We start from the raw sequence: 21,580 nt of genomic DNA on the forward strand, positions 1-21,580 counted from the left end.
CTGTTGTGTGTAATATGGCCGTTTCCCCGGCCTGCATCGATCCTGATAGGAATACATACCATAAGCATACACAATATGGTGCATTCTTGCATGTCGGCCGCCAGCAGAACCGACGTGTTCATCCTGATTCCTGTTGGTCTAAAATAACTTCAAATTCTTCATAACCCATGCACGGATTGGCTCATAACTGATATGATGGATACAACAAATTTACAACATCACGTTATAGACGTGGTGATTACTGAACCTATGTTTACCCCAGGAGATGGAATGATGAACATACCAAATAACATGAGGATGGATGATGCGCAGTGGCAACAATTAATTCGGGAAGTTGCAGAGCATTTTAACAACCTGACGATCATGCGCGGATTCCAATATTATAAACAGAAACGTGTCGGACCATTAACCTATTCCGAACAACAAGGGATTTCGGCCGTTGTACAAGGATCGGAAGAGTACGAGGTCACACTAAGCTTGCAGTCCCTGACTACAAGTCATTGTACCTGCCCGGTGAGTTCCGTATGCAAACATATGACGGCTGTATTAATGAGTTATGCCGAGCAACTGGAGCGACCTGTGCATGCGGTTGTAAATGCACACTCCAGTACTGCGCTCAAACAAACGACCAAACCTGTCGGGGCCATGTCCGCAGGACTATCCAGCTACACAGAAGCCGATGAACAGCAGGATATGGATATTCCAGACAACCAATACAGCCAGATCAAGGAGCGTGCAACAGAACTTGCCGATCTCGAAATCTCGGAATGGCACGAACTATTCCACTCCTGTCTGAGACGGCTGGGTACTGGCACAGCAAGCACATCCTACGTACAGGAAGCAACGGACGAGCTGTATGCCATTAAGCCAAGGCTGACCGCTGCGATGGACCAACTTTTTGAACTACATGTGCAGCTGCACCTCATCCGATTCTGTGTGCCTCCGGCCCGTAACTCCATCACGCATACCCCCGTATACTTGAGCTACCCTGCCCAGCTCGCGGTGGATGCACTTCAGAAAGACATTGAACGGATCTTTAACCATCCGCTAGACCTGTCAGGTCTAAAGGGAAACAAGCTTGAACAACTTTGGAGCAGACTGGCCGAAAGCTCAGCTTATTTACGTAAACAGATGATGCCTGAGACAGCCAGCATGATGTTCTTCACTCCGATCTATCGACAACTGTGGTTGAACTGGATTGTACCTGAGCTGCAAGGGTCGCGGGACATGTTAGTGTCGGAACAGGCCATCTTAGATGATATAGAACGCAATATAACCGCCGCTGCGCCACCTTCCCAGTCAGGTGGGAGTGTCTTGGGTAGCGCTCAGAGTAATGAAAGTGGTATTGATAGACCAAGCAAAGCAGTGACACTGCCCTTACCACTCGTACTCGCGCAGAGCTGGATGTACTTCCATGTAGGGCAAGATGATCAGGCATGGCAGCGACTCATCCATGGAAGCTCAGCCTACGGTTTCCCGCCAGAACATCTGTTGCATTTTCTCCATGTACTCGCAGATTCGGCTGAATGGAAGCGGCTTGGGGATTGGTTGGTACAACTTGGTCCCTTGCTGTCGAATCGGCGTAATACGCCTTTGAATGATTACATGCATCTGTGGGAAACGGCCATTCAACATCTGCCCGATACAGAGAACCGCATGTGGGACACGCTTGTCAGTATGCTTCCCCACTCCCGCCCCGCCTACGAGGATGCTATGCATTCGCGTGGACAGTGGCGCAGGTGGATTGATTTTCAGCTGAGTACAGGGACGGAGCCTCTCGAATTTCGCGTAGCGGTGCTGCAACCGATTGAAAAAGATGCACCTGAACTGCTGCTCCCCTTCTATCATCAGGCGGTGGAGCGTTATATCGGACACAAAAACAGAGACGGATACAAAGCGGCGGTGAAGCTGCTGAAACGTCTGTCCAAAATCTATAAAAAGTTGAAGCAAGAAGCGTACTGGGAGCAATTCATCACCACACTTGCCGTTCGTAACAGTCGGCTGCGCGCCCTGCAGGAAGAGCTTCGGAAAGGTAAACTGATCTCATGAGCTTAATTCATCCTTACACTGAAACGATTGAGGTTCACGTCGCTTTAACCGGATATGGCGATGCTTTGTTTTACGGAGCACTCAACACACACCACTTTGTATCAGGACAGTCGCTGAAGCAGCGATTGTTCGCTTGGCATGCGCCTTCCTTCTACGGTACCGAACTGGAAGTTCGGCAGATTGAGGAGATTGAGCTGGTTGTTCTGCCTGCGGAAGAAGTGATTCCCTTCTTTGCCGAGATGCATACCCTGCTTCATATTGAATGGAAGTGGGACGAGCAAGCGGAACATCTGATTCGACTAGCTCCCGCACTCGCAGCATCTATCGAAAAACGCAAATACGTACCTAGCTTCGAGGCCTACCGTGCAGGACAGCTTCAGTGGACCTGGGACCCGGATAGCTTGAAAAAGCAGGATCGAGCATCGCTTACCAAGGCGATTCAACAGACCGACGAGAGTTATGCCGAGGGACTTGGGGCGGCCTATTCCGCCTTCGTATTCCAGCGCTGGTACAGTTCGGAGGAAGCCGCAACCGATCTGCGGCGTGAATTCCCGCAGTTGTTCCCAGAGCGCGGCACTCTACCCAAGACAGCCGGGATGGATGCTCAGTCCTGGCTCGTATCCATCGGCTGGAAAGCAGATGCCGCACCATTCAGACCCATGCTGCAATTGCAGGAGCCGGACGAGGATGAGCCATCTTGGCGGCTGCGACTGGTATTGCAGAATAAGCTGGATGCAGCCGTATTGGTGCCCGTCATGCTGGATTCACGGGGCCGGCTTGAAGGGGAATGGCCAGAGGTATGGACACCATTCATTCTGGATCGCTCCGCCGGATGGCTGGATCAGCTGCGTGCCCATCTGCCGCGTCTCGGAAGCTCCATTAGCGGTAGACGCGATGTGCTGAGTGATCCTTTGGGAGATCAGGAAGCCTGGCAGTTCCTCACACAGGATAGCGGCAGGTTGCTCGCAGCGGGCTGGCAAGTTCTGCTGCCTGGTTGGTGGGAAGCAGCCCGTAAGAAGAAGCCAAAGCTGCGTGCTAAGGTGCAGCCGGAGGAAGGCAGTGAGCGGGGACAATCGTTCTTTGGACTGGACTCGATTATTCATTTTGACTGGCGCATTGCGATTGGTGACACGGATCTTAGCGAAGATGAATTCGCCGACCTTGTTGCCCGTAATGAACGATTGGTCCGCTTCCGCGGAGAATGGGTTCCACTCGACCCCGACCTGCTGGAACAGATACGTCGTGCCATGGGCGGTGTAGATCGGGAACAGGGACTCTCATTCCAGGATATTCTGCACCTGCATCTGCTGCACAATGAGCAACGGGAATATCGCAACCAGAAATGGAAGGAAGGACAACAAACCGAGGAAGAGCAGCAACCACAGGATGATCAGAACATTCGGCTGGAAGTAGAACTGAATGAGCACCTGAACCGGGTTATTGCACAACTCGGGGGCGGACAAGGCGGCGCACCTTCCCTGCCCATTCCGACAGGGCTTCATGCCGAGCTGCGATCGTATCAGAAGGAAGGTTTTGCATGGCTTGGTTTCCTGCGCAGATTCGGACTTGGGGCATGTCTTGCCGATGATATGGGTCTCGGGAAAACCATTCAGTTCATCACATATCTGTTACACATCAAGGATCATGAACCACGTAAGCCGGGACAAGCCCCGGTACTTCTGATCTGCCCAACCTCCGTACTGGGCAACTGGCAAAAGGAAATTAGCCGCTTCGCGCCCTCCATTCATGTCAGTCTGCATTATGGCGCACGCCGATTAAGTGGAGAAGAATTCCGGGAGCAGACCGAGCAGGTGGATATTATTATCACGTCCTTTGCTACGGCTACACTGGATCAGGAGATGTTACAAACCTATACCTGGGCATGCATCTGTCTCGATGAAGCACAGAATATCAAAAATGCCCAGACTAAACAGTCTCTGGCTGTCCGCAGTTTCCCGGCGAAACACCGCATCGCCATGACGGGTACGCCGATCGAGAATCGGTTGTCCGAGCTGTGGTCGATCTATGACTTTATCAATCCAGGATATCTGGGCAACGCCCGGGCATTCCAGACTCGCTTCATCAGTGCCATAGAGAAAGACAAGGACGAGCAACGGATGCAGGATCTGCAGCAATTGGTGAAACCATTCATGCTGCGCCGTAAGAAAAAAGATCCCAATATCCAGCTTGATCTGCCGGACAAAAACGAGATGAAAACCTATATTCACCTCACGGGCGAACAAAGTGCATTGTATGACCAATCCGTGCAGGCCCTGATGGATAAAATGAAAGAACTGGAAGGCATCAAGCGCAAAGGTGCAATTCTATCGGCGTTAACCCAGCTCAAGCAGCTGTGTGACCACCCTCTGCTGTTGACCAAAGAGGCTTTGCCTGAGGAACTGCCTGAAGACGGCGCATTAACATCTGCTTATGACGTGTACAGTCCGCAAGATATGGCGATGCTGATTAGTCGCTCCGCGAAGCTGGAACGACTGATGGAGCTTGTCCGCGAATTAAGGGACGAGGGCGAGCGATGCCTGATTTTCACCCAATACATCGGTATGGGACAGATGCTGCAACAGGTACTACGTCAGGAGTTGCAGGAGCCTGTGCTATACCTGCACGGGGGTACGTCCAAAACGGCAAGGGATCGTATGATTGAGGAATTCCAATCCCGTACATTGCCTGAGGACAAGCAACCGTCCGTCTTTATTCTGTCCATCAAGGCTGGCGGTGTGGGATTGAATCTGACCGCAGCCAATCATGTCTTCCATTTTGACCGCTGGTGGAACCCGGCTGTTGAGAATCAAGCTACCGACCGGGCTTATCGGATGGGTCAGACCAAGGATGTTCAGGTGCATAAGTTCATCTCTCTTGGCACATTGGAGGAGCGAATCGACGAGATGTTGGAGAGCAAACAGCAGCTCAGCGATAACATCATCACAAGCTCTGAGAACTGGATTACCGAATTGTCGACGGATGAGTTGCAGGATCTGTTCACTCGGCGTCGTGACTGGTCGGGCTAACTTGAATTGAAGAGAAATACAAAAGAGCGAAGTTTCGGAATTTGAATTCCGGCTTCGCTCATTTTGTATTGTTGCAGTTAATCATCCGTTCTTAACGCATGTTACCGATGATGGATGATCTTGAATCCTGCATTTTTTTGATAAAGTTTGTCATGACATCAAACGCTTCATTGCGCTTGTTGGACATGGATTGCAGACGAAGCATGTCCATCTGTTGGGAATTGCTTGCAGCATCAATTTGGCCTTTCAGCTTTTGAATAGCTGCTTCATCCCCGTTTTGCTGGGCTATCTGCAATTGAGAGTTCAAATCCGCGATCTGTTGATTACGGTTCTGTACCTCCTGAATTTGCGTTTGCAATTGCGCATCCAGCAATTTGACGCGTTCGCTCTGAACCATCATCAAAGCCGTTTCCATATCCATACTGCTAATGTTGACAGGTGTTACGCCAGAGATGTTGGAGAATGAAACTGTGCTCGCTGAAGCTGAAGAGACGATGGATACTGCAGCAACAGCAGCAACTACTGTTGAAGCGAAAAATTTGCCAGAACGTTTCATGAATGTTCCTCCAAGTATATATGTAATTTGTACCAGTTTCTCGTTGGCATCTTCCGCCATTCTAAATCAAAAGAACTAGTTGTTCAATCAAATTAACTTCAAATTTGAATTAATCTCGATTCCCCTTACACACGCCTACCTCCGCTTACAATTTGAGTAAATTAAGCAGGGCATAATAAGTAAAAGTGCATTCTTACGGGCATATTTACTACGACTGGATTGTTCTTTACTCCAACGCTTGAAAGTCACATTGGAGATCGACGATACGTTCATGATTTTACTTTAGAAAATGGTTATGTTATATTTAATAATATATTTTACACAATTTAATTTTGTATTATTTAATATAAATTGATGTTATATATTTTACGGGAGGTTTTTATATGAAAAAGATACTGGTTGTTCTAACAAATGTAGATAAGTACGCAACGAAGGATGAGCCTACCGGCTTGTGGCTGAGCGAAGCAACTCACTTTATTGAAGAGTTTGACCATAATGACAATGTTCAGATCGATCTGGTTAGCCCTAAAGGTGGGAACGTACCTCTTGATCCGAAAAGTCTTGGCGACTCTCTGGATGAAAGCACCAAAGCCTATTTCGAGAACGAAATGTTCATGAACCAATTGAAAAATACGTTGAAACCTAGCGAAGTAAACGCGAGTGACTACGATGCAATCTACTTCACAGGAGGTCACGGTACAATGTGGGATTTCCCGGACAATGCCGAACTTCAAGAGCTTTCTCGTGATATCTATGAAAAAGGTGGCGTTGTATCCGGCGTGTGCCACGGGGTTACAGCACTGTTGAATGTGAAGCTGTCCAACGGCCTGCTTTTGATCAACGACAAAACCGTTTCCGGCTTCACGAATGAAGAAGAAACATTGGCTCAACAAACCGAGTATGTTCCTTTCCTGTTGGAAGATGCATTGAGAGAACGCGCTGCACAATACGATAAAGCTGCTGCATTCAGCTCCTATGTCACAACAGACGGCCGCGTGGTCACAGGACAGAATCCGCAATCCAGCAAAGCTGTAGCTGAAAGTGTTAAACAACTGCTGGGTCTGTAAAATAAACCGATCGAGCCCTCTCCTCCCCCAGGAGATCATATAGATGTACAAAGCAAAACAGCACGTGATCCGTCATAATATGACAGAACACGCGCTGTTTTTTTCTAGTGATTTGTCGAAGCAGAAGCTTCCGTCGCTGTTCCTCCAGCCAAACACTTCACGATATAAGGCACGGTCACCGACGTCAGGATCACGGCAAACGCAATCTGAGCGATAGCTGTATCCACATAAGGCGCATACGCCGGATTGAATTCGGCAGCCATCGATGGCACCACCATGGACAGTCCAGCAACCGAGCATGTCGCAGCCGCTGCGTAACCGGGACGTCTTAGTATCGTGCGATCGATTCCAATGAGCGGCATCATGCAGATCAGCAAAAATAATACCGTGACCAGCAAACCGGACAGACTGGACTGAAATGCTATACGCAGATCAATATTGGACCCAAAGCTTGTGCCCAGGAAAGGCAGCAGAATCAGTGTCCCCGGAGCGAACATCTTCTGTATATTACTGTCCAGATTACCAAGCAGTATGCCGATGAAGAAAGGCACCAGCGTAGCAATTACACTGAGGTAATCGATACCGACGCCGCTTGCCGAATTCAATATCATGACCGGAATAACCGGTACAGCGATCAGATTCAGAATGCCAAACGCAGCACGATCCACATCATCTCCATACGTGTTCATCAAGGCCAGATATAATCCCGGATTACAACTGGTCAGAACGGCAATGAAAGCTACCGCTGACACTCCTCCAACCCCACTGATACCGAAAAAGTGTACAAACGCCCAGCCGAACAGGCAGCTGATGAGGATGCGTGAAATACAGAGCACTCCTGCTCTCTTCAATGTCACCAGAAGCTGTGACAAGTTAAGCTGTGTTCCTGATATCAGTAAAATCATACCGATCAGCACCATGGTACCTTTCGATGTGAACAGCGCTGTCGTTGGATCTCCGATCTGAAAAAACGATGGAAACACCGTGTTGATGACCGCGGCGGCCAGCATAGGAACAATCAGCAAGCCGCCGGGTATTTTTTTGATACGACCCAAAATGTTCATGGTGCGTTACAGTTCTGCTCCGTTGGTACGGATCACATTCTGATACCAGAAGAAGGAATCCTTACGATATCTTTCGAGCGTACCATTGCCATAGTCGTCCTGATCGACGTAGATAAATCCGTACCGTTTGCTCATCTCGGAGGTCCCTGAACTGATCATGTCGATTGGTCCCCACATCGTGTATCCCAACACCTCGACCCCATCCGCAATGGCGAGTCCCATCTGTTCGATATGTTTGCTCAGGAAATCAATCCGGTAAGGATCGTTGATCGTTCCATCTTCATTCAGTTTATCGTAGAAACCTGAGCTGTTCTCCAGAATGAAAACTGGTTTTTGATACCGATCATAGACGAGATTAAGCGTATACCGCAGGCCAATCGGATCAATCTGCCAACCCCACTCGTTAGCGGGCAGATGCGGGTTTTTATATACACTGTGTACATTACCTGCCGTTAGTTCGAGCTGCTCCGTATCACTGCTGGAAATCATGGAGTTGTAATACGACATTCCTACGAAGTCAGCCGTATGTGCTTGAATGCTATCTAGATCGCCGTCCTCGATGTTCAACTGGATTTCCTTGTTTTTGAAATACGTTTTACTATAGTAAGGGTACTCGCCTTTATTGAGCACATCGAGATAAAATTGGTTTTTCATCTGATCATCCTGCTGCATCTGAAGTGCGTCCTCCGGCTTGCAAGTGTAAGGATACGTTGTAAAATAAGCCACCATACTTCCGATCTGGTTATTCGGATCAATCTCATGGGCCATCTTGGTTGCTCTGGACGCAGCTACAAATTGATGATGCAACCCCTGAAACAGCATTTCTTCATAATTTGGAGCATCATAATCAATAATTCCCAGTGTCTTGGCCGATGCTTTCACGCTCATATTGATTTCGTTGAACGTCACCCAATATTTCACTTTGCCCTTGTAGCGATTAAACAACACATCACAATAGTTCACATATAGATCGATCAGCTTGCGGTTATACCATCCTCCGAACTTGTCCATCAGTACAATTGGTGTATCAAAGTGACTGATGGTGATCAGGGGCTCCATACCCTGTTTAAGACATTCATCAATAACCTGATCATAGAACTCTAGTGCCTTTTCGTTCGGAGCGGCATCGTCGCCACCTGGAAATACTCTGGCCCATGAAATGGAATAACGGAATACTTTGAAGCCCATTTCAGCAAACAAGGCGATATCCTCACGGAAGTTATGATAAAAATCGATCCCCCGGCGCTTCGGATACTTCACGGTATCCGGGTCATTCCTGGCCTCTTCAATCATCTCCCAATTAACCCTGATCTGCTTGGTCACTTTGCGGTCGTTCTTCTCGTTAAATTTCATCACTTCTGGGATGGTCAGACTCTTGCCGTCCACATTATAAGCTCCCTCGGCCTGACAGGCAGACAGTGCACCGCCCCACAAAAAATCTTTTGGAAAATTGGAATTTGTCATTTTAGTTTCCTCCTGTTATTACGTGTTATTAGAGTCTTATTACAAGTTTTATGGGATCAGCTTCATTAGCGCTTCGCTCTCCCGGATTGGGCCGCTCGTCGCTGTAGTCAGCACATCTCCGTACTGTTGCATGTTGGTAACGACAATGGACGTAATCGTGTTATAGCCTGCTGACGTAATGCCTTCTGGATCAAACTCCACTAATAAATCGCCAGCCTTGATTGTCTGTCCCTGTTCGATATGGGCGTTAAAATATTTCCCTTTCAGACTAACGGTATCCACCCCGATATGAATCAGGATCTCGACACCATTCGCAGCTTTCAATCCGATGGCATGCTTGGTGCGATAAAGTGCTTCGACTACTCCGTCAAATGGAGCATATACCTTGCCATCTGTCGGAACGATTGCAATGCCTTTACCCATCAACTCTTGGGCAAATGCCTGATCTTCTACCTCAGAGATCGGTTTGATCTCCCCTGTCATTGGACTAACGATAAGCATGTCAGAAGATGTGGATGTCTGTGATGATACGGACGCTGGAGTTACCTCTGTGGCAACGACTGTCTGATTGCTATTTACTTTATTCGTAGCTTGCTGCTTCGATTTATTTCCATCTATCTCTTCCTTGATGCCAGCCAACAGCGTGAAGACAAACCCGAGTACAACTGCGGCAATACAACCAATAACGACATACATGTAACGATCAGATGTATACGTGCCAATGGCCAATACACCTGGAAGTGAAATTGCATTCGCTGTTGTATGCACCAAGCTGTAGAATCCACCGACTAATCCACCTGCCAGGCAACCTGCGAAAAAGGGACGTTTGTATTTTAGCGTTACACCATAGATCGCCGGCTCGGTAATCCCGAACAACGCGGTGAATCCACTCGAAGCTGCCGCTGATTTCATCGTTTTACTCTTCGTTAGGACAAACACACCGAAGGCTGCTCCAGCCTGAGCCAAATTAGCCGCCAGTGCCGTTGGTAACAGTACGGTTGCACCCAATGTAGCCACTTGTTGAACCTGAATCGGCATGATCGCATAGTGCATACCAAACATGACCATAATCGGTTTAAAAAATCCAAGAATCGCACCAGCAAGAACACCTGCGGTTGAGAACAATGAGTTAATGCCATTGGTCAACCAGTCACCGATATATGAACCTACTGGACCAAGCACGATTAATTCCACTGGAATCATAATGAACAAAACAATCATTGGGGTAAGCAGGACCTGCAGAAACTTGGGAATCACTCGATTGACGATTGGATACACATAACTCATGATCCATACCGCCAGAATGATAGGAATGACGGAAGATGAATATTTCATCAACAGGATCGGCATGCCGAGAAAATCAATACTATTTACACCCGTCTCAGCAATCTGAGCCGCAGCGTTTAAAATAGTTGGATGCATTAATCCCGCAGCAAGAGCTACCGCCAAGTAGGGATTGGTTTTGAAACGGTTTGCTGCACTAACAGCCAGGAAGAATGGCATGAAGTAGAAAATACAGTCCCCGATCATGTTAATGATCGTCAGAAAGCCTGAACCCTCCAGATAGCCCATTGCAGCTATAACGGTGGCCAAACATTTGATCATCCCGCAACCAACAAGTGCTGGCAGAACAGGCGTAAATATACCTGCAATGGTTTCAAGTACTACATTGACAGGGTTGCGTCTCTTTTTCGGTCCACGATCTGTGGACTCCGCAAGTTCGCCAATCTTGTCAGAAGTTAGATTCTTCACTTCACTGTATACCGCGTCCACTTTGGCACCGATAACAACTTGAATCTGTCCTCCGGAATTTTGTGCCTTAAGCACGCCTTCGAGCTGATCCAGTGCCTTGAGGTCTGCTTTGTTATCATCCTTCAATACGAATCTCAAACGGGTTGCACAGTGTGTCAGACCCGATATATTTTGCTCGCCGCCAACAAGCTCAAGTACGTTTTTAGCCAAGTCTTTGTTGTTCATGACCTTTCTCCTCTACATCAACTGAAATGGTTATATAAAAAATGACCAAGCCGGGGAATCGTCATTCCCTACGCTTGGTCATGCCTGATCGAATCAGTAACAGTCCATAATGGTTATGCAATTGGTTAGTTCGAGATTAATCGTTGGATATGCAGAATCAGATATAACTTTTCATCATCAGAACAGGTCCAGCCGTAATTATTTTTCAGAAAATCAGCAATCTTCTCCACACAAGCCAGTTCCTTCGGAAACTTCTCTTTAACCATCAGGAAAAGCGATTCATTCTCATCCTTGAGCGATGTACCGCTCATCTGTCGCATGATGAAATATCTGATATGTGTCGCAAATCGCATAAAGTGAATGGAGTCTTCCTGAAAATCAATTTTGAGAGCATATTTGATCACGGATAGGATCTCGCCCGTAACTGTGGTTACCTTAGTGGTATCCGTCATCTCTCCCGAGCCAACCTGCGCATTAACAAAATGCAGAGCAATCAGTGTTGTTTCGGCTGTCGGCAGAGCAATATCCATTTTTTCCTGAATCAGCTTCAGCGCAGCCTCCCCCACCCGGGTCTCGTCCGGATAGAGTGTCCGCACTTCCCATTCCAGCGGATTATTGATACGGATGCCTTCTCTGGTTCGGGTTAATGCAAAACTGATATGGTCAGACAGGGTGAGAAGCAGATTCGGGTTAAATGTTTTATTCAGGATCTGACTGCCCAGCTTGATGACTTCCTCCGCAAGATAAATATCCTCAATTGGAATACTGTTCAGCAGGTCATACATCCGGATGTTCTTTGGTGCCACAAAAATTTTCTCCACCAAGTCCGTCTCCGTCAGCTCATAAGGCGTTTTCAGAAATCCTACACCCTTGCCTACGACAAAAACCTCTTCGTTATGTTCATTAATAGCGATGGCTACGTTATTGTTTACTTTCTTGATAACCTTCAATGTTCTCACCCCCCAACAAAAATAAAAAAAGACCGAAAGCGATTACAGTAAAGCAATCGAATTCGGTCATGCCTGGTTTCCCCAGTAACAGTCCGTGTTATGAATATAAGTTTATTATAGTGCTGTTTTTGAAAAAGTCAATCATCCAATCTTAGGGAAAAATCAGCCTCTCTTATCATTGAAGGGAACGTAGAGACCCGATACGTCATATATAACAACGCCCTTTTTTATAACTATAAAAAGAAAATGTGACCAGATGCCCTACCCGCCAGTCTAATTCATATAAAAACCAGCCAAGTGCTGGCTTCATCCCTCCAATACGAAAGGAGCTGTTATCCATGGGTTCAACCGATCTCGTTAACCAGGCCATCCAAGGAGATCGTGAAGCCTTTATCCGGCTTATTCGAGACATTGAAAACTCTTTGTACAATACGGCAAAATCCATGCTGCGAAAAGAGGAGGACGTGGCCGATGCCATTCAGGAGACAATCCTGAACGCATATAAATCGGTGCACACGCTCCGGGAACCCCGGTATTTCAAAACTTGGCTGTTTCGCATCCTCATCAATGAATGCAACACGATGCTGTCCCGCCGCTCTCTCTCCACCGCTTATGCGGAAGTACCTTCAGAAAAGCGGGAGCATTCCAGTCCCTATGATGAGGTCGATATGCGAGAAGCGGTAGACCGTCTAGAGGAATCGAAACGAATTGTTGTCGTTTTGCATTATTTTGAAGACCTATCCCTCCGTCAAGTCGCCGATGCCCTCAATATTTCCGAAAGTGCAGTGAAAATGAGACTTACTCGGGCAAGGCAGGAGTTATATCAGAAATTCAAAAATTTTCGGGAGGTAACCTTACATGTCAAACCCGTTTAATATCGATCAGGAATTAAAGAACCAAGCGAAGGAGCGTCCCCTGATGTCTGAACTCGTTCGTAACCGGATTGATGCCACACTGGAATCTCTGCCGGTGTCGCCAGACACATTGAAAACTGAACAGACTTTGCGCTCCAGTCGCCAAAACAAGCGATGGCACAGGGCTGCAGCTGCGACGATCGCAGCCGGAGTATTGGGCGTGACCGTATTTGCATCCGGCTTTGTATCACCGGCCATGGCTGCCTCCTTGCGCAATATCCCACTCGTAGGCAGCCTCTTCAGCTCGATAGAAGCTGATATGGGTCTGCGAACGGCGGGCAACGAAGGCTTGACTACCCCTGTTAACAGCAAGGTCGCTTACCAGGATGTGAAGCTCGAAGTGCTTGAAGCGGTATATGATGGTACCCGTGCTGCATTTCTGGTTCATTTCACTGCACCTAATCTGAATCAAGGCGAATATGACAATGGCAAGGACATCGTGAAACTGAGCAGCGGAATTGAGGATGTCTTTTTCAAAGTCGACGGGACCCGTCCGAATAGCGGACTGTTCTATAGTTCGGTAGGAGAAACGCAGCCAGATACACTGCTCTTTGAGCAGGTCATTTCCTCCGATCAGGGAACGGCACATTGGCCGGATCAGTTTGACGCCAAAGTTCAATTGACATTGCAGGGTATTGATCATGAGTTCGAGCTGACGGTTCCATTTACCAAATCAACAGAAAACATTCATCAGGTTCTGCCTAACACAGCCATGACCAACGATCTGTATACGGCCGCTGTTACGGAAGCTGAGGTTACCCCTGTCACCACTCGCCTAACTACTGTTATCAGTTTGAATGATAAGCATACTCTTACGGCAAAAGAGCAGGAACAGCTGAGTCACATCGGATTTGCCGTCTATGATGATCAAGGGCGGCAACTGACCTCACTTAGCGGCGAGGGCATCTATGAGGGAAACCAAATAACATCCGAGCGCATGTATGCTACGACTTCCAAAGATGTGAAGTACCTTATTGTGAAACCTTTTGAGATCAAGGATGACTTCGCTGAAGAGGTTAAAGACACACAATTCATCAAGGGAATGGAAATGAAGATTCAGCTTCAATAGCTGATCTCATTTCCTTATGAAGGAGCCATTCCATGTCCATCCAATATTCAATCTCATCTCCCATCGTACTTGGTCCGTTATTCGTTCTGGTCCTGCTCGCCCTCATGCTCCATGCCAGGGTGAGCAAAACCAGGTACACGGTTAGGCAGTATGTGTCGATGCTCGCATTTGCCATATATATGTTGGGCGTTATGCATTTTGTATTTTTCCCTATCGACGTGAACATCGGAATCTATGCCAATCAGACCCCATGGTATCAAAGCATTCAATGGATTCCGCTTCTGACCGCGGATGCACCAAGCTTCCTCCTCAACATTGTGCTGTTTATGCCACTGGGGTTCATGCTTCCTTTCATAAAGCCTTGGATTCATTCGATGCAAACAGCAGCATTAGCGGGATTGGCTCTAAGTTTCCTCATTGAAATAACACAGCTCATGCTTCGAGTAACCCTCGGCAACGGTCGCAGTACCGATCTGAACGATATAATAGCCAATACAACGGGAAGTGTACTTGGTTTTATCACCTTGAATCTGTTCACCAAAAGTTCCATCGGACAGCGCCTAATGGCCCTATGGGAGTCACCACGAAGAGTATCATCCAAAGATATGCAGTAAAATGAATATGAGCAAGCATAACGCCACCGAAGGCAAAACATGGTCCATACACCAAGATGAAAAAAGTCGTCTGCTATGGTACAATGAAAGAATTGTGTATTCAGAGACAGACATGTGGATAAAGGTGCTGAACGAAGGATTTCTGATGCGCTTTTATCCATTCATCATGCTGCCATTCTAGGGAGGCTTATGGAACAACCATGCTCATTATTGGTATCGCCGGAGGAACCGGCTCCGGTAAAACGACGGTAGCTCGCTCCGTCATAGACCGTCTGGGATCAGGTAAGGTTACGTTTATATCCCAAGACAATTATTACAAAGACCAGTCGCAGCTCACACCTGAGCAACGCCGACTCACCAATTACGATCACCCGTTTGCATTCGATAATGATCTGTTGATTGAGCATCTCACCCTGTTGAAAAAAGGCCAAGCGGCGTATGCTCCCGTATATGACTTCACCATAGATAACCGTGCTGCCAATGAGACGGTTGAACTGGCACCGAACCATATTGTCATTGTAGAAGGATTGCATGTGCTGATCGACGAACATCTTCGCAGTCTGATGGACATCAAGGTATTTGTTGATACCGATTCCGATGTGCGGATTTTGCGGAGAGTACTGCGGGACATTGAAGAACGCGGACGCACGATCCAATCCGTGTACAAACAATATCTCGAAACGGTAAAACCAATGCACGATGCTTTTATCGAGCCATCCAAAAAGTATGCCGATATCATTATTCCAGAAGGCGGACATAATGAAGTAGGTATTCAGATGTTATCCATCCTCACCGAGAAATACCTCACCGGAGAGAATTGGAACGGCGCTTAATTTGTTTCAAAGCAACACAACAGAAATCCAGGTTACGATACAGCGTAATCTGGATTATTTGTTGATTTTTCATTTATAATAGTCCCCAATAGTTGAAAGGAGATCTACCCCTATGGCTACTTTTGAAGAGTTCATGCAGCATGACATCCGGGTTGGTACCGTGGTGGAAGCCGAACCCTTCCCCAAGGCTCGCATACCCGCTATTAAAATGACGATCGACTTCGGACCACTTGGTCTTAAGCGCTCTAGTGCTCAGATTACTCAGCGATACACGCCTGACATGATCATCGGCAAACAGGTTGTTGCTGTAGTTAATTTTCCACCTCGGCGGATTGCCGGTTTTGTCTCTGAAGTACTTGTGCTGGGGGGCGTGCCTGGTGAAGGCGATGTTGTCTTGCTTACACCGGATAGCCCATTGCCTAACGGAACACCGATAGCCTGACTTTATTTTGAGTAAGAATAATATGGGCTTTTCAAATGTTTGGAAATCGAGTATTCTTGATTTATTGATTATTGATGGAACTACATATGTTGGAGACCTTAAAGCATAAGGCTATGAATCTGCGGATTCGTGGCCTTTTTTTGTGTTTTTTGAGGAACTATAGGTCTGGAGCATTAGTGAAAGTTCTATGCAGAGGGGGAATTTTGTTGATAAATCATACCAACAGCCTAGTTATACATGGTAGAATATTGATTATTATCACAAATTTAGTATCTAGTAGCCTGAAAAGTACATATCAAGGAGAGAAATTCACAATTGAGAGGAGTAAAATTCATGAGAAAAATGATGATTTCCGGCGTAACGGCATTGGCTTTATTAACAGGGGGTATCGTAGGTTTTGGAAGCGTTGGGAGTTCTGTAGAAGCCGCACAAGCTACAACTAAATTCAAGGACGTTCCTTCTACACACTGGGCATCTTCAGCAATTAATTCGGCCGTGGAACAAGGGTATTTCAAGGGGTATGCCGACGGGACATTTAAACCAAGTTCACCGGTCACCAAAGCTGAAATGGCAAGTATCCTGGGACGTCTATCCGACCAGCCTAATGCATCAACACAAGAACAAAACAATTTCACGGACATCCCCGAGTGGGCAAAAAGTGGTGTCTCTACTGCTATCGCAAAAGGTTTTATCACCCCTTCTAATTACAAGGGAAAACTGGATGCACAAGGCGCTCTTCAACGAGGCGAAATGGCTACATGGCTGACGCAAGGGCTAACCGTGGTTGATCCTGATTACAAACAAGCACTCTCTGATGTGACCAACACCGTTGTGCCTGCAAAGGAATATTTCACTGGTAAACTCGCAAGCGCTCAAAAAAATGCAGTAGCCGTTGCCCTGGGAACAGGATTAATGAGTGTAGCAAACGATAAAACATTTGGCGTTGATCGTACCACCACTCGGGCGGAAGTAGCTGTATTGATGGCCCGTTATGCAGCAGTTGCCAAGACAAAACCTGCCGATTTTCAGGGTTTAAATGAGCTGCGGGCGGTGGGTATGACGGGGACGAATTTGAATATTATTGCGCCTAAGTATCAGAAAGCAGGACCAGAAAAATTTTCTGAATCGTATGATTACAGCAAAGTAACTGGAGATTTTGCGAAAGTTCGTAATCAAGAATTAGTTACAGTAACGAATTATGCAAATCTGAAGGTCAAGAACTGGATCATCGTCAATCCATATGTAAAAGAAACTGAGAGAAGTATCTATTATCCTGTTTTCGTTGATGAAAAAGATAGATTACTAAGAGGCGCTTATTATTCTTTTACAGAGTTTGATATCAGTATTAAGAACTCTATGAATCAACTGCAAGCCGGTAGTCTTATCCACTCCCCAACTATTAATGCTCTAACTTCACCAAGCACCGAAGCTTTTAGCGAGTATGGACCTAAACATATAAATGATTTACTCGGACCCAAAGGCGTGTTTGTCGTAAAGAATCCTGTTTACTGGGGCCACGGTCTCTTACATTTTGATAAGTCACTAAATCCTGGAGTACGCCTGACGCTCAAAGATGGAACAAACTATACTGTAGTTCCAAATTAAACTATGAAAAGGGTGTTCCAATGTGCATTTCTATAAATTATTAAAAAAATTATTAATAGCATATATAACATTGTGTATATTGTTCCCAGCCCCTTCAGTTGTTTTTGCTGGAGGGGGGCCTGGAACAAAGCCAGTGTTAGAAGCCTCTCATATAGTACCTCCATCACCTGCAAAGTCTCAGAAAAAAGTAAGCCCCGTTGAGGGCAATGGAATGTCTAATATCGGAGTTTATGTTTACCAGCTCGATAATTTAAGATGGCGTGTAGATGGAGAATGCAACGGCCAAACATTAAGCAATAACCCCGATACTAACAAACCAAACTCATCATTAGTTTGCGTAAATCTTTCACTAGATGCACCAAGCTACAAACCCTCTGAGTACTTTGATCGTTCAGGTCAGAGGTATTCTAGAAGTGAATTAACTACAATTTCGTTAAAGCCCATGTACATGGATAACACACAATATTACTTACCAGGAAAACCAATCTTGGTTAGTGTGGAATCATTTGACGGTGATACGGTGAAATTTACAACTCAAATCGGAGGTGCGATTGAACCAACAGCTCACAGACCCTATAATCCACCTAAATACTCTGCTGACTACGTATTTAATACCGATATATATTGGCGGGCCTTTGCCGAAATAACAAAAGAGATCAATCTTACCGCTGGCGGGCAACTTAGCTTGAACCAGTCCAAACAATTGAATGCAACGGTCAAAACCAAAAATGGAGATGGAAACTTTGGAGCAGAGACCAATGTAAACACTGGCAGCGGTGGTACAACTACATGGGAATCATCCAATCCTGGTGTCGCTACCGTTAGTAACTCCGGAGTAGTTCAAGCTGTCAGTAGGGGAACTACAACCATCACCGTATTGTGGGAGAAGGACGATTTTCAGTTAACTACCACAACAAACATTGGTGTTGAAGAGAGCCCCGGTACGGGTGGGGGCGACGGTAACGGAGGCGGTGGTGGAGGTTGCACGCCAACGATTGGACCACCTTCTTCTGGAACCATCATGAGCATGAATGATCTCGATCCAAATACCAACGGTGTTATCAAGTCAGATAACAGAGATAATGAGACATTCAATGTGTTAAGAGGAATCCCTACTTCCGAGTCACTCTACACAAATGCCTTTGCTGACAATTATCTGTTTAAACAAGCTTGGGCGAAAATGAGTGGTAAAGTTACATACAACTGTAATGTCACAATCTCTTACGACAGAGAATGGACAGTACCTGGACCAGAAATATGTGATGATGATGGTTGTACGCCAGGGCCACCTGTACCCGCGAACGACACAGTACCCAAGCCATACAACTTCCAGATCACAAGAGACTACTCCTACTGGAAAATTAACAATCTGGAAGTATACAAGATCGCTAAAGCAACCATGAATAATTACGCTTTGCCCGGTGAGACCGTTACGATGAATCCAACAGGATACACACCACCAACACTGGAGTCTAAAAATGATGAATCCGTAGAAAGCCATGTACGACCAGGACAAACCACTTCAATCTCATATACTCCACCCAAATTAACAGGTGGTTTGAACCAACCTCCCAGTGTGCCTGATGATACATCTCGGTTAAAAGGAATGGCTGAATCCAACACACCTCAAAGTAAAGTGAAGAATGATTTGGTGAAATTCAACAACACAACCATTATGAATGATGTGGAAGCAACCAAAGATGGCCCAACACCATCCAACATTCCTAATCCAACGACGATTGGGCGGGATGTGCTGTACAAACCGGGTAATATGATCAGCAATTCCCTGCTGAATAAAGCAAACACCACAAGCTCTGGTGAGATCTATTATGATTTGCTACCGGGTAACGTGAATGGCGGCACCAATAAAATATTACCGATTAACGGTATCAACACGGTCACGGTACACACCCCTGTCGTCAACTACGCCTGGGTATCGGATGATCAGCCGCATAATCAGAAAACCGTACCGGACCCAACCAGCGCTGCACTCATTCTGGAACGACCATTCATTGTGCGAATTCCCACATCGGGACAGCACTTGGACGCCGCGAGTTATCCCGGTTATGGAAATCGGGACTATGCCAAATATTTTCGAATCAAACAGGTGCAATTCCCGTTTAATGTCTACAACGCAGATCGAAGTCAGTTTATCCCTGCCAAGACATGGGTCGATATTCCGGTTAATCAACTGGACACCACATTCTACCTCCCTGTATGGGTAGACGAAGGCAAATACCATATTCTATTCCGCAATATTGCAGAGAATGCGCCTACAAACTTTACCGAGCAACAGGATGCCAATACCAATCTGGCACATCATGTTGCAGCAGACATCGTGCCGGTAGATGTTATCGGGAGGTTATATGATTTTCACGTCACTGATATCTCTGATTACAACTGGGAAAGTGTCTTTCGCAAGCGGTTGGGTAGTCCTGAACCAACGGGCTATAGCTACTGGACCGGGATGAAGAGCATTGATGGTGATCCACGAGGTAACCTGGCTCCATTTGTATTGCCTATTCGACCTGGAAGCCATCCGGTGCAGGGATTCGGTAACGTAACTGTGAAGACGGGGTACCATTTCAAGTTCGATCTCAAGACCAAGGGCAATATGTTTGGCAAACAGGATGGTATTCGAATTACACCCACTTTTGCTTTTGTGAGTAAAGACGGGTCCTCCCGGCAAGAAGTGGATCTATACTACCATCGAGGTCAGGAACGCCTGATCCGTATCGGATCAACACAGGATCTGGAGAAACGATTTGTTGTCCTGAACTCCCGGCTACGAAATGTACCCGGCACAGAGTTAGGCGATACAGCGCGTTATCAGTATACTTATGAACTGTCAACGGAAGAACGCAACCAGCGTACGTTGGCGGAACATATGGTTCGCCTGGTCGATCAGACTTCTCATCAAAAAACATGGGTAGGTCGTTATGACTGGATGATCCTGTCTGCTCCGATTCGGACACTCATTGGGCCCAAAACGGACATACCTTCCGGAGTCAACGTGGACCGGGCCAACGCAGCAATCCAACGCTGGTACGGGGAGTACAGCTTACCGGCCGATGTATATGCCGTACCAAAAGGTACGGATCTCGAACCCCTCGCCCGACAAAATCAGCTGGATGAGAAATCGAATGTTTTCCTAAAGAATGGTTATATCGTAGTCAACTTCAACATGGAGAGCCTGCGGAATGGAAATACAGAGGCGCCCCATCTGCAATACATTCATGCACCATTGATGAATCAATGGCAGATGGAAGGTTTCAACAAAATGCCAACAGACAGTCAAGGCAGAACCTGGCCGCTGAAGGATGGCGACAGTGTCTTTTACCATGCTGATCAGTCCAGCCGGAATGACTTCCAATCCCAAGTACCACACTAGTTTGAAGCTCTCATGTCAGCACGACTGGCTAAGCATATGTAGCCAACTACATGTGGACAGAAGAGTCTATATGCGGAGTACCTCTCCAAAATAAGACTGAATATCTGTATACCGATAATTACCCAATGAAGCAATCAATAAATATATGATGAAATAGCCATGAAGTGCCAGACTGAGTACTATAATAGCCTGCGCAAAACTATGGTGTGCTTAATGACATAGGTGCACTGAACCACATACGATAAAGCTTTCACAAGTTATTCCAGTGTCACATCCCAACTACACAAAACATGCCTGTTATACAACAAAAGGGTTACTCTGAAAGTCATCTATGGACTTCTGGGGTAACCCTTCTTGCATCATTCTCATTTTATAACCTTACTTAGACTATAAAGAAAACCCGCACATCCGTATTATCCTGACAGACTTTCTCCAGGAGACAGGTAGGTTAGCAGGAACGTTAGGAACATGATGCCGAACAAAACGACTACTAGTTGTAATAATCGTTTAACGATATATCTGCTCAAGTGCTCTAACGTCCTTCCCCACAACTTTATGT

General features: G+C 46.5%; 16 protein-coding genes. 11 read left to right on the top strand and 5 right to left on the bottom strand.

The genetic code is table 11. The annotated features are described in order from the left end of the window. The first annotated feature begins 270 nt into the window (after positions 1–270). On the top strand, positions 271–2,049 hold the full coding sequence (locus QF041_RS19330; RefSeq protein WP_307415353.1) for an SWIM zinc finger family protein: 1,779 nt from the start codon (positions 271–273) through the stop codon (positions 2,047–2,049). A gap of 5 nt (positions 2,050–2,054) precedes the next feature. Beyond that, complete coding sequence (locus tag QF041_RS19335; RefSeq protein ID WP_307417011.1) at positions 2,055–5,075, top strand: DEAD/DEAH box helicase; 3,021 nt, start codon at positions 2,055–2,057, stop codon at positions 5,073–5,075. 91 nt (positions 5,076–5,166) lie between these two features. Here the strand turns inward: QF041_RS19335 and QF041_RS19340 are convergent, their stop codons facing one another. Continuing rightward, the gene (locus tag QF041_RS19340) at positions 5,167–5,631 is read right to left on the bottom strand and encodes a hypothetical protein (protein WP_307415354.1); all 465 of its coding nucleotides are present in this window, start codon (positions 5,629–5,631) and stop codon (positions 5,167–5,169) included. Between the two features lie 383 nt (positions 5,632–6,014). Here QF041_RS19340 and QF041_RS19345 point away from each other — a divergent pair, with 383 nt between their 5' ends. Beyond that, positions 6,015–6,698 carry a type 1 glutamine amidotransferase domain-containing protein gene (locus QF041_RS19345; RefSeq protein WP_127546516.1) on the top strand — a complete coding sequence of 228 codons (684 nt, stop codon included), beginning with the start codon at positions 6,015–6,017 and terminating at the stop codon, positions 6,696–6,698. Between the two features lie 104 nt (positions 6,699–6,802). Here the strand turns inward: QF041_RS19345 and QF041_RS19350 are convergent, their stop codons facing one another. From QF041_RS19350 to QF041_RS19365, 4 genes are all read right to left on the bottom strand, one after another. Next, the gene (locus QF041_RS19350; RefSeq protein WP_307415355.1) at positions 6,803–7,762 is read right to left on the bottom strand and encodes a 2-keto-3-deoxygluconate permease; all 960 of its coding nucleotides are present in this window, start codon (positions 7,760–7,762) and stop codon (positions 6,803–6,805) included. Between the two features lie 6 nt (positions 7,763–7,768). Next, a complete protein-coding gene (locus tag QF041_RS19355; RefSeq protein WP_307415356.1) occupies positions 7,769–9,226 on the bottom strand; it encodes a glycoside hydrolase family 1 protein in 1,458 nt (485 codons plus the stop codon). Between the two features lie 48 nt (positions 9,227–9,274). Next, positions 9,275–11,203, bottom strand: coding sequence for a beta-glucoside-specific PTS transporter subunit IIABC (locus QF041_RS19360; protein WP_307415357.1), 1,929 nt, complete (start codon positions 11,201–11,203; stop codon positions 9,275–9,277). Between the two features lie 125 nt (positions 11,204–11,328). Beyond that, complete coding sequence (locus QF041_RS19365) at positions 11,329–12,162, bottom strand: PRD domain-containing protein (RefSeq protein WP_307415358.1); 834 nt, start codon at positions 12,160–12,162, stop codon at positions 11,329–11,331. Positions 12,163–12,491: 329 nt separating this feature from the next. Between QF041_RS19365 and QF041_RS19370 the strand changes: the two genes are divergently transcribed. The 8 genes from QF041_RS19370 to QF041_RS19405 all read left to right on the top strand — a co-directional run bounded on the left by QF041_RS19370 (position 12,492) and on the right by QF041_RS19405 (position 21,021). Then, positions 12,492–13,028 carry a sigma-70 family RNA polymerase sigma factor gene (locus tag QF041_RS19370; RefSeq protein WP_307415359.1) on the top strand — a complete coding sequence of 179 codons (537 nt, stop codon included), beginning with the start codon at positions 12,492–12,494 and terminating at the stop codon, positions 13,026–13,028. Beyond that, positions 13,012–14,136 (top strand): DUF4179 domain-containing protein, encoded by a 1,125-nt coding sequence (locus QF041_RS19375; RefSeq protein WP_307415360.1) that lies wholly within the window; start codon positions 13,012–13,014, stop codon positions 14,134–14,136. Before QF041_RS19370 ends, QF041_RS19375 begins: the two co-directional genes overlap by 17 nt. Positions 14,137–14,168: 32 nt before the next feature. Next, a complete protein-coding gene (locus QF041_RS19380) occupies positions 14,169–14,750 on the top strand; it encodes a VanZ family protein (protein ID WP_307415361.1) in 582 nt (193 codons plus the stop codon). Positions 14,751–14,757: 7 nt separating this feature from the next. Then, positions 14,758–14,931 (top strand): hypothetical protein, encoded by a 174-nt coding sequence (locus QF041_RS19385; RefSeq protein WP_307415362.1) that lies wholly within the window; start codon positions 14,758–14,760, stop codon positions 14,929–14,931. 19 nt (positions 14,932–14,950) lie between these two features. Beyond that, positions 14,951–15,583, top strand: a complete 633-nt coding sequence (gene udk / locus QF041_RS19390) for a uridine kinase (RefSeq protein WP_017691162.1) — start codon at positions 14,951–14,953, stop codon at positions 15,581–15,583. Between the two features lie 112 nt (positions 15,584–15,695). Next, positions 15,696–16,025: a chaperone CsaA gene (gene csaA, locus QF041_RS19395; RefSeq protein WP_062837691.1), complete on the top strand. Its 330-nt coding sequence runs from the start codon at positions 15,696–15,698 to the stop codon at positions 16,023–16,025. A 333-nt stretch (positions 16,026–16,358) separates the two neighbouring features. Then, positions 16,359–17,630: an S-layer homology domain-containing protein gene (locus tag QF041_RS19400; protein WP_307415363.1), complete on the top strand. Its 1,272-nt coding sequence runs from the start codon at positions 16,359–16,361 to the stop codon at positions 17,628–17,630. A gap of 496 nt (positions 17,631–18,126) precedes the next feature. Further along, positions 18,127–21,021: a DUF5704 domain-containing protein gene (locus QF041_RS19405; protein WP_307417012.1), complete on the top strand. Its 2,895-nt coding sequence runs from the start codon at positions 18,127–18,129 to the stop codon at positions 21,019–21,021. The last annotated feature ends 559 nt before the right edge of the window (positions 21,022–21,580 follow it).

It is taken from the genome of Paenibacillus sp. W2I17, assembly GCF_030815985.1.
Lineage (GTDB): Bacteria > Bacillota > Bacilli > Paenibacillales > Paenibacillaceae > Paenibacillus.

Bases quoted from the DNA above. Each gene is read 5' to 3' on its own strand.
- QF041_RS19330 (WP_307415353.1), top strand. From the start codon at position 271: ATGATGAACATACCAAATAACATGAGGATGGATGATGCGCAGTGGCAA.
- QF041_RS19340 (WP_307415354.1), bottom strand. From the start codon at position 5,631: ATGAAACGTTCTGGCAAATTTTTCGCTTCAACAGTAGTTGCTGCTGTT.
- QF041_RS19345 (WP_127546516.1), top strand. From the start codon at position 6,015: ATGAAAAAGATACTGGTTGTTCTAACAAATGTAGATAAGTACGCAACG.
- QF041_RS19350 (WP_307415355.1), bottom strand. From the start codon at position 7,762: ATGAACATTTTGGGTCGTATCAAAAAAATACCCGGCGGCTTGCTGATT.
- QF041_RS19355 (WP_307415356.1), bottom strand. From the start codon at position 9,226: ATGACAAATTCCAATTTTCCAAAAGATTTTTTGTGGGGCGGTGCACTG.
- QF041_RS19360 (WP_307415357.1), bottom strand. From the start codon at position 11,203: ATGAACAACAAAGACTTGGCTAAAAACGTACTTGAGCTTGTTGGCGGC.
- QF041_RS19370 (WP_307415359.1), top strand. From the start codon at position 12,492: ATGGGTTCAACCGATCTCGTTAACCAGGCCATCCAAGGAGATCGTGAA.
- QF041_RS19375 (WP_307415360.1), top strand. From the start codon at position 13,012: ATGTCAAACCCGTTTAATATCGATCAGGAATTAAAGAACCAAGCGAAG.
- QF041_RS19380 (WP_307415361.1), top strand. From the start codon at position 14,169: ATGTCCATCCAATATTCAATCTCATCTCCCATCGTACTTGGTCCGTTA.
- QF041_RS19385 (WP_307415362.1), top strand. From the start codon at position 14,758: ATGAGCAAGCATAACGCCACCGAAGGCAAAACATGGTCCATACACCAA.
- udk (WP_017691162.1), top strand. From the start codon at position 14,951: ATGCTCATTATTGGTATCGCCGGAGGAACCGGCTCCGGTAAAACGACG.
- csaA (WP_062837691.1), top strand. From the start codon at position 15,696: ATGGCTACTTTTGAAGAGTTCATGCAGCATGACATCCGGGTTGGTACC.
- QF041_RS19400 (WP_307415363.1), top strand. From the start codon at position 16,359: ATGAGAAAAATGATGATTTCCGGCGTAACGGCATTGGCTTTATTAACA.